Genomic DNA, 16,099 nt, shown 5'->3' on the forward strand with positions numbered 1-16,099 from the left:
CGTCCCTTCCTGTTTACTCACCAGGCAGAGCCAGCTCGAACCATACGGTTTTGCCCTTACTTCCCTTACGGGTTCCCCAGCGGCGTGCGGAACAGGCCACGAGACCGAGTCCGCGCCCCCCTTCGTCCTCCGGTCCGGGGGCGCGTTCGGTCGGCGGATCCGGAAGCGGATCGGAGACCTCCACCAGGAGCCCGGGCGGGTGCGACGGGTCGGCCCGGTCGGGGTCGGGGCGGACCAGACGCACTCCGATGGGCCCCGACGCGTACCGCAGGGAGTTGGTCACCAGCTCGCTGACCAGCAGGACGGTCAGATCTCCGAGCTCCGAGTCGAGCTCCCAGGCCCGCAGCGTCTCGCGCACGGCGTGGCGTGCCGTGCGCACGGCGTTCGCCTCCGCCGGGAAGTTCCACTCGGCGCGGTCGCCGTCGGTGTCGATCACACCCGATCACTTCCCCAGCCGTGCGTCAGCAGGAAGGCCCACGTCCTCTTCCAACGGGTCATTCAGGACATACCCGTAATTTGGTACGAGATATCGCGCTGGGCGCAACAGCGGGCGCACGGTGGCACGAACGGCGTAGGGACTCAGCCGTGTGCTCCGGTCACGGGGGTCGCGGGGAGCCCGCGCGCGGCTTCCGCGACGGCGGGCCGGTCCTGGTCGAGCCAGTCGACCGAGTCCAGTTCGGCCCGGGTCAGCCAGCGGAGTTCGTCGTGGTCCTCCAGCGGGCGGGGTTCGCCGGAGAGCAGCCGGGCGGTCCACACCCGCAGGACGTAGCCGGGTTTGAGCGGCCATTCGCCGGGGATGCGCTCCCCCGGTTCGACCTCGACGCCGAGTTCCTCGCGCAGTTCGCGGACGAGGGCCGCCTCGGGGGTCTCGCCCGGTTCGAGCTTGCCGCCGGGCAGTTCCCAGCGGCCCGCCAGCTCGGCGGGGGCGCTGCGGCGGGCGGCGAGGAGCCGCCCCCGGTCGTAGAGGGCGCCCGCGACGACCACGACGGGCCCGGAGGGCGGGGTGGGGCGGGAGGTGTGATCCGTCATGGGCGCGAGCGTAGCCGGGCCCCGGGGCGCGGCTGTGCTCCGCGGGGCACCCGGCGGGGCCGTCGGGACCCGGGGCCGGGCGGCCACCGGCGCTCTCGCCCGGCGCGCGCCGTCGGGGCCGGTCGCCCCGTCCGGAGCGTGCTCGCCGGGGGCGCGGCGGTCGGGCCGTCAGGTCCCGGGGCCGGGCGGGGTCCGGCGGCTCAGAGGGCGGGGCTGCCGATGCGCTCGACCCAGTAGAGCTGCTTGTGGCCCCGGTCGTCGAGGCTGTCGGCGATCTTCTGTGCTTCGTCCTTGGTCGCGTACCGCCCCACCCGGTAGCGGTTGCCGTTGTCGTCCTGTCGGACGACGAGCCAGACGAGGACGGGGCCGCTTTCGGTCATCGGACTTCTCCCTCCGCCGGTCCGGGCGCCGCCAAGGGTCTCCGGGAAACCTCTATCCGCATATGCCGGAGCTTACGCCTGACCTTCACACAGCGGATACGGAATTACACGAAGAGATACGGATCGGCCGGGAACCGACGGCGGGCGGCCGACCGTGCCGCCGAGGGGCACCGCCCCCTGAACCGCCGCCACCGGAGCCGGTACGGCCCGCCGCCCGCACCCCCGGCCCCTCACGGCGGACGTCCCCGCAGATGACACCACGGAAGCGCCCCACCCCGGGGCCCGACCCCGGGACGCACGAGCCGATCCCCCACACCGGAAGCCCACGCAAGCCCCGACCCTCCGCACGAAGGACGGGTGGCGCGTTCCCCGACGGGATCGGGTGGCCATGGGCCGCGAGGCGCCCGGCGGGCGGACGCGAAAGGACGGACGGCGCGCTCCCCGACGGGGCGGGTGACCCACAGGTGCGAGCGAGCCTCCGGCGGGCAGACGCGAAAGGACGGACGGCAAGTTTCCCGACAGAACCGAGTGACCCACAGACGCGAGCGAGCCTCCGGCGGGCGGACGCGAGAGGACGGATGGCACGTTCCCCGACAGGGCCGGGTGACCCACGAGTGCGAGCGAGGCGCCCGGGCGGGCGGACGCGAGCCGAGACGAGGCGACCGGCCGTCGCGGGGCAGCCGACCAGCGACAGCGAGGACGCCGGCCACCGGGCGGGCGTGGGCGCCGGTCGCGAGGACGCCGACCAGCAACAGCGAGGGCGCCGGTCGCCGGGGGGGCGAGGGCGCCAGCCATGAGGGCGCCGGTCGCCGGGCGGCCGGACCGCCGACGACCGGTCACGACCCGGCCGACCATGAGGCGCCGGAGCGCCGGAGCGCCCGACCGAGGTCGGTCACGACACGGTCGGCCACCGGGCGCCAGGTCCCCACCGGCGGCAGTCACAGGGGGCGGGCCCGCCGGGCGGTCAGCGGCTCCCCGTGCGGGCCCCGGGGCCCCTTCTCATCGGACCGGCAGGTGGTACGAGAGGCGGTAGCGGTCGGCGGGGACCACCACGTCGGCGGTCTCGACGGCGCGCCCGGAGGCGTAGTACGTGCGCTCCACGACCATCACCACATGGCCCGGCACCCCGCCCAGGGCCAGGAGTTCCTCGGCGAGCCCCGGCCGGGCGCCGACCTCCTCCACCACGTTGTCCACCACGACGTCGATGGCCGCCATCCGCTCGACGACACCGCAGCCGCCGAGCGGCCCCTCCTCTGGCAGCATCACCGGGGTGCGGCCGGTGACCGTGAGGGGCTCCCAGGAGGTGGCGACCATCATGGGCTCGCCGCCGTCCCGGTACACGTACCGCGTGCGCATCACCCGCTCCCCCGGCTCGATGCCGAGCCGCTCGGCCACCTCGGGGGCGGCGGGCTCCTGCTCGCTGTTCGAGTCCCAGGTGCCCCGGGCCCCCTCGTCCGCCTGCTCCTGCCGGAAGGGGTTGGCGCCGGTCGCGGGGCGGTATCCGGAGCGGGAGATCCGGCGCGGCACCGGCCGCTCGCGCACATAGGTCCCCGAGCCGGAGCGGCCCTCCACCAGCCCCTCGGCCATGAGCACCTTGCGCGCCTCCAGCGCGACGGTGTCCGACACCCCGTACTCCTCGCGGATGCGCGCCTGCGAGGGGAGGCGGGTATGCGGCGGGAGCGAGCCGTTGGCGATCTTCTCCCGCAGATCGCTCGCCACGCGCAGATAGGCGGGCTGCTCACCGAACGTCACTGGACGCTCCCCTCAGGTTGACTGTCAGCTACAGAGTGGCAACCGTCGGTCGCGGTCCGCAAGCATGGGCCAGAGTTTCACTCGAAGTGATGACTCAGGGGTCCGACCCCTTGCCCCCGGGGACCCGTCGGGCTAGACACCGCCGGACCGCGCCGAATCCACCGGCCCCGGGGCGCCCGGACGTGCCCGCGACCACGGGCCGGTCCCGCCGCCGGGACCCGCCGGTCCACCCCGGTCCGCCCCTCGCGGCCGACCCCCGTTCCGCCGAACCTCCGCCGCCCTCAAGGGGCTTGGCCCGGTCGATCGGTGCCGTAGCCACTTGATCGAATGCCGCCGAACCCCTTGACCTGATTGGTACAGACCAATACTTTCCTGCCAGCACGCCGCACGCTCCAGCCCGCCTCGCACAGGAACGAGCCCATGCGTCCCAGAGTCATGACCAAGCTGACCCTCGGCACCGCCGCCGCGGCAGCCCTCGGCCTCCTCGCCACCCTGGCCCCCGCCGCCGACGCCCATCAGCCCGCCTCGCAGAAGCCCGCGCTCAAGCGCATCGGCTACTTCACCCAGTGGGGCATCTACGGCCGGAACTTCCAGGTCAAGGACCTGGAGACGAGCGGCACCGCCGCCAAGCTCAGCCACATCAACTATGCCTTCGGCGTGGTCGACGCCGCCGGAAAGTGCCAGATGGGCAACCTCCCCGGCTCCGACCCGTGGGCGGACTACGTGCGCCCGGTCGACGCCGCCTCCTCGGTGGACGGCGTCGGGGACACCGCCGACCAGCGGCTCGCCGGAAGCTTCAACGAGCTGCGCGAGCTGAAGGCGAAGCACCCCGGGCTCAAGGTCATGATCTCGCTGGGCGGCTGGAGCGGCTCCGCCCACTTCTCCGACGCGGTCCGCACCGACGCCGGACGCAAGAAGCTCGTCGCCTCCTGCATCGACACGTACATCAAGGGCAACCTGCCCGTCGACGGCGCCCGCGGCGGCGCCGGTGCCGCCGCCGGGGTCTTCGACGGCGTCGACCTCGACTGGGAGTGGCCGGGCTCCGACGGCGCCCCCGGGAACGTGATCCGTCCCGAGGACAAGCCCAACTTCACCAAGCTCGTACGGGAGTTCCGCACCCAGCTCGACACCTACGGGCGCTCGCTGCCGAAGCGCAAGCACTACGACCTCAGCGCGTACGTGCCCACCGCCCCCGCCAAGATCGACGCGGGCTTCGAGGTCGCCAAGATCATGCGGGACTTCGACTTCGTGAACCTCCAGGGCTACGACTTCCACGTGTCCGGCGAGTCGACCGCCAACCACCAGTCCGCGCTCTACGCCAGGAACGACTTCAGCGTCGACCAGACCGTCAACGACTGGCTCCGGCGCGGCGCCCCCGCCCACAAGCTGGTGGTCGGAATGCCGTTCTACGGCCAGGGCTGGACCGGCGTCACCGGCGGCGGCGACGGCCTCGGCCAGCCCGCCGCAGGCCCCGCCCCCGCGACCTGGACGGCCGGTTCGGAGGACTACAAGCACCTGAAGACCCTCGCCGACTCGGGCACGTACAAGATCTACCGGGGCTACCGCAACGGGCACGCCTGGCTCTTCGACGGCACCACCCTGTGGACGTACGACGACCCGACCGTGCTGCGCGCCAAGGCGAAGTACGTGCGCCAGAACGGGCTCGGCGGCGCGATGATCTGGTCGCTCGACGGGGACACCGCGAACGGCGAGCTGATCACCGCCATCGACCGGGGTCTCACCCGCCGCTGACCCCCTCTCCGGCCGCCCCGCGCGGGCGGCCGGACCCTTGAACCGCGGACCGGCGTCCCGCCGTACGCGGTGCACCGGAACGGCGGTCGGTCACGGGCCGCCGTCACCGGGACACCGTCTCGGTCCGCGCACGACGGGGCCGGGCCTCCGAAAGGAGACCCGGCCCCGTTCCCGTACCCGGGCCCCGTTCCCGTACCCCGGCCCCGTTCTCGTATGTGGGTCCCGTGGTCAGACCGAGGTGTCCGTGCCCGGGTCCGTCGGGGGCTCGTCCGTCAGGCGGAGCGCGGTGCGCACCTTCACGCCCAGATCCTCGGGCAGGGAGTCCCAGACCTCGGCGTACCCCAGCCAGTACGTCTCCGAGTCGGCGGCGCCCGCCAGCTCGCCCCACCCCTTGGACGCCTTCGCGAGCTGCTGGCCGAGGGCGTCGACCTGGGCCCTGGCCGTGCCCGGCCAGACGTGCCCCCGCAGACCGGCCCGCGCCCCGTCGATGGCGACGAGCATCTCCCCGGCCCACTTCTTGTTGGCCGCGAGGTCCTTGTCCGGGTCCGCCTCCGGCTCCGCGTAGGACACCGTCTCGATCGGGTTGACCGTCTTCAGGAAGTGCAGCTGGTCGGCGTCGAGCGTGGTCGCGTCGGCGCGCAGCGAGCCGGTGAGCTTCTTCTTGTCACCGAAGTACGCGCAGGTCACGGTCCGGTCGCCGAGCCGCCAGCTCTGCTTGCTCGGCAGGTAGTAGTACGTCCAGGCGTCGAGCGGCACGGCCCAGGTGTCCAGCGCGTAGGCGCCGTTGACCTTCTCGCAGCGCTTCTCCGCGATCTTGTCGATGGCGTCCTCGCCGGGCCACGCCTCGAAGCCGGTGACCTTGAAGTCACCGGTGACCTCGCCCTCGTGCGGCCGGGCGCAGTCGACCAGCGTGACGCCGGTCGTGTACTCGGCCGTCTCCGTGCTCCGGTCGTCGAAGCACTGTCCGGTCCGCAGGTCCATCGGCGACTTCGAGCGGGAGGCCTCGTCCACCCCCTCCTTGAAACCGTCCCACGCCGTACGGAAACCGCCGGTGGCGAAGCCGACGACGACCAGCAGGCAGCTGACGACGGAGAGCGCGATGCCCGCGACGGCGAGGCCCTTGCCCGCCTGCCCGCGCTTCTTGATCTGCGGGAGGGCGATGAGCCCGAGGACCAGACCGAGGGGCGGGAGGCAGCAGACGATGCCGGAGACGAGGGAGCCGATGGCGAGCCCGTTGGTGGTCCGGCGGGGCTGCCCGTACGGGCCGGTGCCGGGCGGACCGCCGTAGGGCCCCGCCGCGTACGGCATCCCCGGGGAGGTGTACGGGCCCGGCGCCGGGGCGGGCCATCCCCCCTGCTGCGGGCCCTCCTTGGGCGGCTGGGGCTGCTGGGGCGGTGGGGTCGGCTGGGTCGGCTCCACGGGGGCGGGCTCCTGATTCGGGGCGGTCGGCGCGAACAAACGATCGAGCGCGCATCGTACGCGGCCGGAGGGAGGACACGGACGGGCGGGGTGGGCGAAAGGGGCGGGTGGGACATTCGGGCGAGGTCTAAGGTGGCGAAAGGAGGGGAGAGGGAGGGGGAGGGGGAGGACGGCCGGAAGGGGCGGCCACCCGTAGGCGACCGCCCCTCGTACTTCAGGCTTCAGGCTTCAGGCTTCGTCGTTCAGCCTCAGCCGGTCGGGCTCAGAACTGCAGGGCCCAGGAGTCGATCTTTCCGGTGTCGGCGGCGGCGTTGTCCGAGACCTGGAGCTTCCAGGTGCCGTTCGCGGCCTCGGCGGAGGCGTTCACGGTGTACGTGGTGTTGATGTTGTCCGCGCTGCCGCCGGTGCCGAAGGCCTTCAGCGTGTACGCCGAGCCGTCGGGGGCGATCAGCTGGACCTGGAGGTCACCGATGTAGGTGTGGACGATGTTCACCGGGACCTGGAGGGCGGCCGGGGCGTTGCCCGCGACACCGCTGACGGTGACCGGGGACTCGGCGGTCGCGTTGTCGGCTATCGCGTAGTCGGCGGTGTTCTCGAACTTCGGGCCGGTGGGCGGGTTGGTGGAGCCGCCGCCCACGTACAGGAGCCGGTTCGGGGAACCGGTGCCGGGGTTGGTGACCACGTTCGGGGTGGCCGCGCTCGTGAGGGCGGCCGAGACCTGCGCCGGGGACGCGGTCGGGTTGCCCGCCAGGTAGACGGCGGCGGCACCGGCCGCGTGCGGGGCCGCCATCGACGTACCGGAGATGGTGTTGGTGGCGGAGTCGCTGGTGTTCCAGGACGAGGTGATGGAGGTGCCCGGCGCGAAGAGGTCCAGGACCGAGCCGTAGTTGGAGAAGCTGGAGCGGGCGTCGGTGTTGGTCGTGGAGCCGACCGTGATCGCCTCGGTGACCCGGGCGGGCGAGAAGTTGATCGCGTCGGCGTTGGAGTTGCCCGCCGCGATCGCGTAGGTGACGCCGGAGGCGATCGAGTTGCGGACGGCCTGGTCGAGGACGGTGTCCACGCCGCCGCCGAGGCTCAGGTTGGCGACGGCGGGCTTGACGGCGTTCCGCGTGACCCAGTCGATGCCCGCGACGACCTGGGCGGTGGTGCCCGAGCCGGAGTTGTTGAGGACACGGACGCCGACGATCTTCGCCTTCTTGGCGACGCCGTGCGCCGTGCCGGCGACCGTACCGGCGACATGGGTGCCGTGGCCGTGCCCGTCCTGCGCGACGTTGTCGTTGTCGATGGCGTCGTAGCCGTTGGCGGCGCGCCCACCGAAGTCGGCGTGGGTGATCCGGACGCCGGTGTCGATGACGTACGCCGTGACGCCCTCGCCCGCGCTGTCCGGGTAGCTGTAGCTCTGGTTCAGCGGCAGGGCCTTCTGGTCGATCCGGTCGAGTCCCCAGGAGGGCGGGGACGGCTGCGTGGCCTCGACCGTGAAGACGCGGTTCTGGACCACCGACGTCACCGCCGGGTCGGCCGCGAGCTTCTTCGCCTGCGCCTCGGAGAGTTCGACGGCGTACCCGTTGACCGCGGAGGTGTACGTGCGCTGGATCTTCGCGCCGAACTTGGCTGCCACCGCGCGGCCCTCGGCGCTCGCGGCGGGTGCCGACGCTTCGAGGGTCACGATGTAGCTGCCCGCGACCGTTCCCGGCGCTCCGGCGTTCTCGATGACGCCCTGGGGGGCCGACGGGGCGGCGGCGGCCGGGAAGGCGGCGAGCGAGCCGAGCGCGAGGGCCACGGCTGCCACGGCCGCTGCGGTGGCGGTTCTCCGACGTGCGTCACGCGTCACTGACATGTGAGGTGTCCTCCTCGTGTGGGGGTGCTCTGCCGTGGGGGCATCGCTGTGGGGGTGCTGTGGGGGGAGGTGCTTGTGGTGCGTGGGGCCGGGTGTCGCTGTGAGGTGTCGCTGTGGGGGTGCCTCTGTGGGGGTGTCGCCATGAGGACGTGCGATGGGGGGAACCAGAGGTGCGCACGGGCATGGTGGTGACTTTTTAGCAGGCTCATGACAAGGCGATGCGAGGTTCGCACCGTCTCGCTTGACCGGCTGATGACCGAAAGATTGACTGATCCATAGGAAACCCACAAGGGCGTCCGGCATTCCGCAACACCCGTGCCACACACCGGACATGACGCTGCGCACGGTCGCCCACGGGCGCCCCCGCCCCCGTACCGGCCCCATCGGGAACGCGCTCACCTGGCGCTTCACCGGACAGCACCGCTCTCAGGACACCCGGCACGACCGAGCCCCCTGACGCCCCTCCCGTCCCACGCGTCACGGGGTAATTCACGGGGGCGTTACGCGCCGCCGCCCCGCGCGGGACCCGAAGGGGGTCCTGGGCGGGGCGGAAGCGGATCCGGGGCGGGCGGGGGCGAGCCCTGGGGCGCCCCGGGGGCGAGGAGCGGGAGGAGAAGGGGGCGAGGGCCGGGAGCGCGCGCGGGCCGGACGCCGGTACGGACGCGGCGGCCGAGATCCGACCGTACGAGAACGGCCGGATCAGAACTCGTCGGCGCCGTTGCGCAGTTCCTCGGTCCAGTAACCCGTCTTCGCGGCGGCCTCGTCGACGGCCACACCGCCGCCCGGGGCCTTCACCACGACGCTGCCCTCGGCCGGGCCACCGGCGGCGAAGAGGTTCACGTTGAACTCCTTCACGACCTTGTTGTCCTCGTGGACCCCGCCGAGCGAGACGCGGACGTTGGCGTACGCGGGGGCGCCGGGCCGCAGGACGACCGGGGCGGCGGGCCTGCTCTTGGCGACCGCCGGAACGTCCTTCGCGGTCTGGATCGGGCCGAAGGCGAGCAGCGGGTACTTCAGGAGGGTGCAGGCGCGGCCCGAGACGTTGGTGGCGGTGAGCACGAGGTGCTCGGTCGGGACCTCGTCGGCCTTCGCCGCCGTGACCTTGATGTCGCCGTAGGCGCAGGCGGGAGCCTTGCCGGTGGACGAACCTCCGCCGGTGGAGGAGCCGGTGGCGGACGAGCCGGTGGACGAGCCGCCGGTGGAGCCGCCCGTGGAGTCCTTCGAGCCGCTGCCGCCGGTACCGGTGGAGCCGCCCGTCGAAGCGCCGGTGGAGCCCGAGCCGCCGCTCTTCGCCGCGGTCCGGTCCGTCGCACCGGCGGCGGTCCCGTCGCCGGTGGCGGCGGGCGCCTGCGCGGACGCGTTGCCCGCGTCCTTGGCGCCGGTCGCCCCGTCCCCGCCGCCGCAGGCCGTGAGACCGAGCGAGAGGGCCGCGGCGGCGACGGCCAGGACGGCGGACTTGTGGTGGTGACGCATGGTGGTTCTCCCCCGTGACGCGGTACGGGCCCTCTCCAGGTGGCGGGCCTCGTCCAGCTTCCGGCGCCGCGCTGCCGTCCCGCTTGCGCGGTGCTAACGATCCGCTGTCAGCCGCGAGAGATGCGCCGCCGCCCGCGCCGACCCCTCCGGGAAACCCGCCGCCTCGGACGCCACGATCGCCCGCTCCAACTGGTCGGCGGCCTCTTCGAGACGGCCGGAGCCCGCCAGCGCCTCGCCCCTGACGATCTGCAGCTGGGCCTGGACGACCACCGACTCCGGCGCGACGAGTTCCCCCGCGCGCAGGGTGTGCGCGAGCGCCGCCTCGAAGTCCCCGGCCCTCAGGCAGTGCGCCGCCAGGTGCTGGAGGGACAGCACCTGGGTGGACGGGTGCCCGATCCGGTCGGCGAGGGAGACGGCGTGCACCATCAGCAGCCCGGCCCGCTCGTGCTCCCCCGTCGCGTCCAGGACGGCGGCGTAGTTGACGTACGCGATGGTCTCGCTGATCGTGTCGCCGACCCGGGCGGCGAGACCGGGCGCCTTCTCCAGATGGACGAGCGCCTCCGCGTCCCGGCCCTCCGCGTGCAGGATCCAGCCCAGCAGCGCCCGCACCCGGGACTGCGCGTCCAGGTCGGCGATGCGCTCGGCGGAGGCCAGCCCCGCCTCCAGGAGCGGTGTCCAGCCGTCCCCTATCCGCATCAGCATCAGCGGCCACTGCAGCAGGGCGAGCCGCCAGGCCCGGTCGTGCAGGCCGAGGGCCGCGGCGGCGGTCACCGCGCCCTCCAGGGCGACGCGCTCCGCCACGTACCAGTCGAGGGCCGCCGTACGGTCCTCGAACTCGCGGGTGGCGGCGGGCCGACGGGCGTCGGCGGGCAGCGAGTAGCAGGGCTGGGAGCCCGGCTCGGCGGCGGCGTCCGCCGCGAGCCCGGTGTACAGGTAGTGGTCGAAGAGCCGGGGCAGCCCCTCCGGGTCGGCGTCCCCCGCGAGGTGCCGGGCGTACAGGCGCACCAGGTCGTGCGGCATCCAGCGGCCGGGCACCGACTCGGTGAGCAGATGGGCGGCGGCCAGCCGGTCCAGATCGGCGGACGCCTGCGCGGGCGAGGTCCCGGCGAGCGCCCCCGCCGCGAACCGGTCCAGATCGGACCCGGTGTGCAGACCGATCGCCCGGAACAGCCGGGCGGCGGACTCCGGCAACTGCTGGACGGTGAGCCGCAGCGCGGCCGACACTCCCCGGTCCTCGATGTCCAGCAGCATCAACCGGCCCTGCTCGTCGGCGAGTTCGCCGACCATCGCGTCCAGCGTCCAGCGCGGTCGCTCGGCCAGCCGGGCCGCCGTCACCCGCAGCGCGAGCGGCAGCCCGTCGCAGAGCCCGGCGAGCCGCGCGGCGGCGACGGGTTCGGCCGCGACCCGTTCCCCGCCGAGGACCGTGGTCAGGAGCGCGGCGGAGTCGGCCGGGGGCAGCAGCCCGAGGGGTACGGGCCGGGCCGCGTCGGAGGCGACGAGCCCGCCGAGCCGGTCGCGGCTCGTGACCAGGGTCGCGCAGTGGTCGCCGCCCGGCAGCAGCGGCCTGACCTGCTCGGACGAGCGGGCGTTGTCGAGCAGGACGAGCAGTCTGCGGCCCGCCGTCAGGGACCGGAACAGCGCGCCCCGCGCCTCCACGGCCTCCGGGATGCGGCGCGGCGGGACCCCCAGGGCGAGCAGGAACTCCCGCAGCACGGCGGCGGTCTCGGGCGCCGGGGTGTCGCTGAAGCCGCGCAGATCGGCGAAGAGCCGGCCGTCGGGGTAGTCGGAGCGGCGCTCGTACGCCCAGTGGACCGCGAACGCCGTCTTGCCGACCCCGGCGGGCCCGGTGACCAGGCAGACCGGACCGTCGCCGCCGCGCACGGTCCGGTCGAGCACGGCCAGTTCGGAGCCGCGCCCGGTGAAACCGCGCGGCGCCCGGGGCAGGCCCTCCGGCGCGGGGGCCTCGGCCGGGGCGGCGGGGCCCGGCGCGGGCACCGGCTCGGCGGACCTCAGCAGCGTCGCGTACGCCTCGCTGAGGGTCTCGCCGGGGTCCACGCCCAGTTCCTCGGCGAGCAGCCGCCGGGTCCTGTGGTACCAGTCGATCGCGTCGGACTGCCGCCCGGAGCGGCCGAGGGCCAGCATCAGCGCGGCGGCCAGGGACTCCCGCAGGGGGTGCGCGACGGCCTCGGTCCGCAGCACGGCGGCGGCCCTGGCGTGCTCGCCCAGTTCCCCGTACGCCGCCGCCAGCGCCTCCACCGAGGCCAGCCGCAGCTCTTCGAGACCCCCGGCGGCGGCTTCGAGGGGACGGCTGTGCACGGTCCCGGTGAGCGCGGGCCCCTGCCAGTACGAGAGGGCCTCGCGGAGCATCCGTACGGCGTCGGCGGGTCTGCGCTGCACCCCGGCGAGCCCGACGAGCTCCTCGAACCGGTGGGCGTCGACGAGCGACTCAGGCATCCGCAGCACGTACGCCGAACCCTGGGTGGCCAGCTCGACCCCGTACGCCTCCGCGCCGTGCTCGGCGAGCAGTGCCCGCAGCCGCGAGACATGCCCCTGGAGCACGGTCTTGGCGTGGGTGGGCGGCTCCTCCTCCCACAGCGCGTCGATCAACTGCTGTGTGTTCACAGCACTGTTGGGGCGCAGCAGAAGCATCACGAGGAGGCTGGACCGCTTGGCGGGCCCCAGGGCCACGTCCCCGCCCTCCGTCACCAGCGCAACGGAGCCGAGCAGCCGGAACTCCACCAATACACCTCCGCGGTCTTTCCCCCGTCCCCTTCCCCAGCAGTCGAGGATACGTGGGACAGGGGCCCCGCCCGCGCCCCGGTGACCCCGGCGGACCCGCGTCGGCCGAAAGACAACGAAGGCGGGAAGAAGCGGCCGGACCCGCCCGGTACCGCTGCGTTCCCGGACGGTCACGGCCCGGGGTCGGGGTGGGGGACGGGGGCCGACATGGGGGCGGTACGGGGGGATTTGAGCCTTCTGGAGGAGGGGAGCGGGGACGGGTCCCGGTGGCCCGGGGACCGGGGTGGGACCGGGGCCGAGTTCCCGAGAGTCTGGGAAGTCGGGGGCGCGGCGGACGGGCGGGGAGGCTGAGGGGCGAGGGGCGAGGGGCTGAGGGTTCCGGGATTCAGGGGATTCGGGGGCCCGGAGTCAGGGGCCCGGAGTCCCGGAGTCCCGGAGTACTCAGGGACTCGCGTGCTCAGGGCCAAGGGTCCGGAGGACGGAGGTCCGGGGAAGTTGGAGGCCCGGGGAGGCCGGAGGTTCTGGGAGGCCGGAGGCCGGAGGAGCCGAAGGCCCGGAGGTAGCCGAAGGCCCGGGAGGAGGAGGCCGGGCACGGGAGGAGACCGGGCCCGGGGCTCCAGCCCTCAGGCTCCCGGGGTGCCGGTCTCCGCGCTCAGCCGGGCCTGTTCGTCCTCGACGATCCGGCGGGCCAGCTCGACGTCGGTGATGTCGAGCGCGTCCGGGGTGGCCTCGGCCACGGCGGAACGCCGGGCGTACGCGTCGAACAGCCGGGTCTTGTCCTCCAGCATCCGCACCATGTGCTCGTCGACTCCCCCGAGGGCGAGCAGCCGGTGCACCCGTACGGGCCGGACCTGCCCCATGCGATGGGCCCTGGCCACCGCCTGGTGCTCCAGGGTCGGCTTGATCTGCGGCTCGCAGAGGACGACGACGGACGCGGCCTGGAGGTTGAGGCCGACACCGCCCGCCTGGATCTGGGCGAGGAGCACCGCGGGGCCCCGGACGGCGGAGAAGTCGTCGACGAGCCGCTGCCGCCGGGTGCCGGAGACGCTCCCGTCGAGCGGACCGAACACGGGACCGGACACCGAGGCGCCACGGGCGGAACGACCGGCGGAACAGTCGACGGAGCCGCTGGCGGAAGCATCGCCGGGACCACCGCCGCAGCCGTCGGCGGAGCCGTCCGCGAGGACCCCGCCGACCGCGTCGAGCACGTCCTTGAAGCAGGAGAAGACCACCGTCTTCCGCCCGTTCCCCCCGGCCTCCCGCACGATCTCGCGGAGCCGGTCCAGCTTGGCCGAGGTCGCGGGACGGGCGTACGCGGCCCGGCGCATGGCCATGAAGCCGCCCGCGCGGACGGCCTCGCGGTAGGCCTCCTCGTCGGGGCCGCTCAGCCGCTCCCACTCGTCGGTCCGCTGGAGGCTGGGCAGTTCGGTGAGCACGTCCTTCTGGTTGCGCCGCAGATAGACCGGGGCGACGGTCCGGCGGAAGGCGACCGAGTCGGCGAGGGCGTCGCGCCCACCCGGAGGGGCCTGCTCGCCCAGAGGGTCCCGCCCGCCGAGAGGGTCCCGCCTACCAAGAGGGGCCTGCCTGCCGAGAGGGTCGCGCCCGCCGAGGGAGTCGGCGACCTCCGCGTCGAGCATCCGGACGAGGCTGCGGAACTCGTCGACGCGGTTCTCCATCGGGGTGCCCGTCATGAAGAGGACGCGTTCGCAGCGCGCGGTCCACAGGGCGACCGCCTGGGAGCGTTTGGCCTCGGGGTTCTTCACGGAGTGGGCCTCGTCGACGACGAACAGCCCGACCTCGCCGCCACCCGGGGCGGGGAAGCCCCGGAGCGCGTCGAAGGTGGTCACGCCGACCCCGCCGCGCCCCTTCCAGTCGGCGAAGGCCAGGTGGCGGTCGGGGCCGTGGAGGAGCGTGACGCGCAGGGTGCTGCGGGCCTCGATCTCCCGGGTCCAGTTCACCAGGACGCCGACCGGGCAGACGACCATGAAGTGGCTCTGCCCCTCGGCGGCCAGATGGGCGAGGACGGCGATGGCCTGGACGGTCTTCCCGAGGCCCATCTCGTCGCCGAGCAGCACCTTGCGCTGGGCGAGGACGAAGCGGGCGCCGAAGGACTGGTAGCCGCGCAGCGAGACCCGGAGGTGGGTGTCGTCGAGCCGCTGGGCCCGTACCCGCCCGGCGACCGCCTCCGGCAGGAACCCCTCGGCGGCGGCCGGGTCGGGCAGACGGCTGGAGACCTCCGCGAGGAGCCCGTAGTACTCGGCGGAACGCAGCTCGAAGTCGACCAGGGCGGCGGCGTCGGAGGGGAGCCCGCGCAGCAGGTCCACGGACGCCTGGGCGAAGAGACCGGGCAGGCCGGACTCCTCGGCCTCGTCCGCCAGGACACGCAGCTCGGCTACGGCCTCCAGCGCGCGGGCCCGCCCCTCCCGGCCGGCCAGGAGCATCCGGAACGGTCCGGCGACGGGCCGGGCGGCGGTGAGGAGGGGTTCGAGACGGCCGGTCAGGGCGGCGGCCCGGTCCACCGCCCGCCGGGCGTCGGGACCGGCCTCGACCAGGACGTGCAGGGCGGCGACGAGCGCGGTGGTGCCGGGGCCGGGCCGGTCCACGTCGATGTGGACGGTGACCGTCTCGTGCACGGCGTCGGAGAACTGGCGTGCGGCGGCTGCCAGTTGGTCGGCGGTCCGCTGCCCGACACCGGGGATCCGCCGGAGCCGGTGGGGCGGCTCGTCGAGGAGGTCACCGACCGTGCGGAGACCGCTCTTCTCGACGTTCCCCACCCGGAGGCGCCCCCCGGTGGCGTCCTGGAGCCGGGCGAGGGGGATGGCGTCCAGCTCCCGCCGGACGGCGGCGTCACGGAGGGGCCGGAGCGCCTCCCGTACGACCTCGACGGCCCGCCCGTGATCCCCGACGACCGCCCGCGCCCCCTCCCCCAGCCGCACCGCCCGAACGACGACCTCCCGCTCCTTGCGCCCCACACCGCCCCCTCCGACGTCCCGCGCATCCTCCCACCCACCACCGACAGCCCCCGGCCAGCCCCCGGAAGGGCTCCGGACGGGCTCCGGACGGGCTCCGGACGGGCTCCGGACGGGCTCCGGACGGGCTCCGGACGGGCTCCGGAAACGGAACGACCCACAGGGCCCCCGGTCCCGCACCGACCGGAGAACACGTGGAGGGCCGCTGGTCCATCCCGGCCTGGAACTCGGCGGGCAGGCGCCACTCCACACGCCGCCCCTCCCCCTCCCCCTCTCCTTCCCCCTCCGCCCCTGCCCCTCCTCTCCTTCCGACCCCGGTCCGACAGTCGAGCGGGCTCGTACGGTCCACCGCATGAGCGGGCTCGTACGGTCACCGCACCGAAGGCCCTGCCCACCCTCCCGGAGGCGCAGACGCGCACGGTGACGCTCCGACCGCCGATACCCCGTCCACCACGCGGGCCTCCGCGCCCCTGCCCGCCTCCCGGTCCACGGAGTTCACCGGCTGGATGACCCAGGAGGCCCGGAGCAGCGGACTTCCCTCGCGGATCCGGGGGCCCGCCGCCCAGCGGAAGGCGCAGGGGCACGCACTCACGAGCGACGACGGATCGAGCCGCCCGGCTCGCAGGGACCATCGGATCCCTCCGGCCCTCGCACTCCCAGCGCCGCCGACGGGCCTTCCGTTCCCCGTCTGACGCGGCACAGCGCGCTCTCCCGTACCCCGGAGCCGTTCTCGACGGAGGTGCCGCGCC

Annotated in this window: 11 protein-coding genes; 2 read left to right on the forward strand and 9 right to left on the reverse strand. The window is 74.1% G+C overall.

All coding sequences use genetic code 11. The features are described from left to right. Positions 1 to 13 precede the first annotated feature (13 nt). From ACFXGN_RS23390 to ACFXGN_RS23405, 4 genes are all read right to left on the reverse strand, one after another. Positions 14 to 436: an ATP-binding protein gene (locus ACFXGN_RS23390; RefSeq protein ID WP_384862426.1), complete on the reverse strand. Its 423-nt coding sequence runs from the start codon at positions 434 to 436 to the stop codon at positions 14 to 16. Between the two features lie 143 nt (positions 437 to 579). Then, on the reverse strand, positions 580 to 1,029 hold the full coding sequence (locus ACFXGN_RS23395) for a (deoxy)nucleoside triphosphate pyrophosphohydrolase (RefSeq protein ID WP_384862429.1): 450 nt from the start codon (positions 1,027 to 1,029) through the stop codon (positions 580 to 582). A 200-nt stretch (positions 1,030 to 1,229) separates the two neighbouring features. Continuing rightward, positions 1,230 to 1,409: an SPOR domain-containing protein gene (locus tag ACFXGN_RS23400; protein ID WP_384862431.1), complete on the reverse strand. Its 180-nt coding sequence runs from the start codon at positions 1,407 to 1,409 to the stop codon at positions 1,230 to 1,232. Between the two features lie 999 nt (positions 1,410 to 2,408). After that, entirely contained in the window at positions 2,409 to 3,161 is a 753-nt protein-coding gene (locus ACFXGN_RS23405; protein WP_384862432.1) for a GntR family transcriptional regulator, read from the reverse strand. A 420-nt stretch (positions 3,162 to 3,581) separates the two neighbouring features. Between ACFXGN_RS23405 and ACFXGN_RS23410 the strand changes: the two genes are divergently transcribed. Further along, the gene (locus ACFXGN_RS23410) at positions 3,582 to 4,913 is read left to right on the forward strand and encodes a glycoside hydrolase family 18 protein (protein WP_384862435.1); all 1,332 of its coding nucleotides are present in this window, start codon (positions 3,582 to 3,584) and stop codon (positions 4,911 to 4,913) included. Positions 4,914 to 5,141: 228 nt separating this feature from the next. Here the strand turns inward: ACFXGN_RS23410 and ACFXGN_RS23415 are convergent, their stop codons facing one another. Together ACFXGN_RS23415 and ACFXGN_RS23420 are read right to left on the reverse strand one after the other, a co-directional pair. Next, positions 5,142 to 6,332: a DUF4190 domain-containing protein gene (locus tag ACFXGN_RS23415; protein ID WP_384862438.1), complete on the reverse strand. Its 1,191-nt coding sequence runs from the start codon at positions 6,330 to 6,332 to the stop codon at positions 5,142 to 5,144. 262 nt (positions 6,333 to 6,594) lie between these two features. Beyond that, a complete protein-coding gene (locus ACFXGN_RS23420) occupies positions 6,595 to 8,169 on the reverse strand; it encodes a S8 family serine peptidase (protein WP_384862441.1) in 1,575 nt (524 codons plus the stop codon). 331 nt (positions 8,170 to 8,500) lie between these two features. Between ACFXGN_RS23420 and ACFXGN_RS23425 the strand changes: the two genes are divergently transcribed. Continuing rightward, positions 8,501 to 8,626: a hypothetical protein gene (locus ACFXGN_RS23425; RefSeq protein ID WP_384862444.1), complete on the forward strand. Its 126-nt coding sequence runs from the start codon at positions 8,501 to 8,503 to the stop codon at positions 8,624 to 8,626. Positions 8,627 to 8,868: 242 nt separating this feature from the next. On the opposite strand, the gene ACFXGN_RS23430 is transcribed toward ACFXGN_RS23425, so the two are convergent. The 3 genes from ACFXGN_RS23430 to ACFXGN_RS23440 form a co-directional block, all read right to left on the reverse strand. Further along, positions 8,869 to 9,642, reverse strand: a complete 774-nt coding sequence (locus ACFXGN_RS23430; RefSeq protein ID WP_384862447.1) for a DUF4232 domain-containing protein — start codon at positions 9,640 to 9,642, stop codon at positions 8,869 to 8,871. 93 nt (positions 9,643 to 9,735) lie between these two features. Next, positions 9,736 to 12,381: a BTAD domain-containing putative transcriptional regulator gene (locus tag ACFXGN_RS23435; protein ID WP_384862450.1), complete on the reverse strand. Its 2,646-nt coding sequence runs from the start codon at positions 12,379 to 12,381 to the stop codon at positions 9,736 to 9,738. Positions 12,382 to 13,004: 623 nt separating this feature from the next. Then, positions 13,005 to 15,353 (reverse strand): DEAD/DEAH box helicase, encoded by a 2,349-nt coding sequence (locus tag ACFXGN_RS23440; RefSeq protein WP_384862453.1) that lies wholly within the window; start codon positions 15,351 to 15,353, stop codon positions 13,005 to 13,007. Positions 15,354 to 16,099 lie beyond the last annotated feature (746 nt).

This window comes from Streptomyces sp. NPDC059247 (genome assembly GCF_042754005.1).
Classification (GTDB): Bacteria; Actinomycetota; Actinomycetes; order Streptomycetales; family Streptomycetaceae; genus Streptomyces.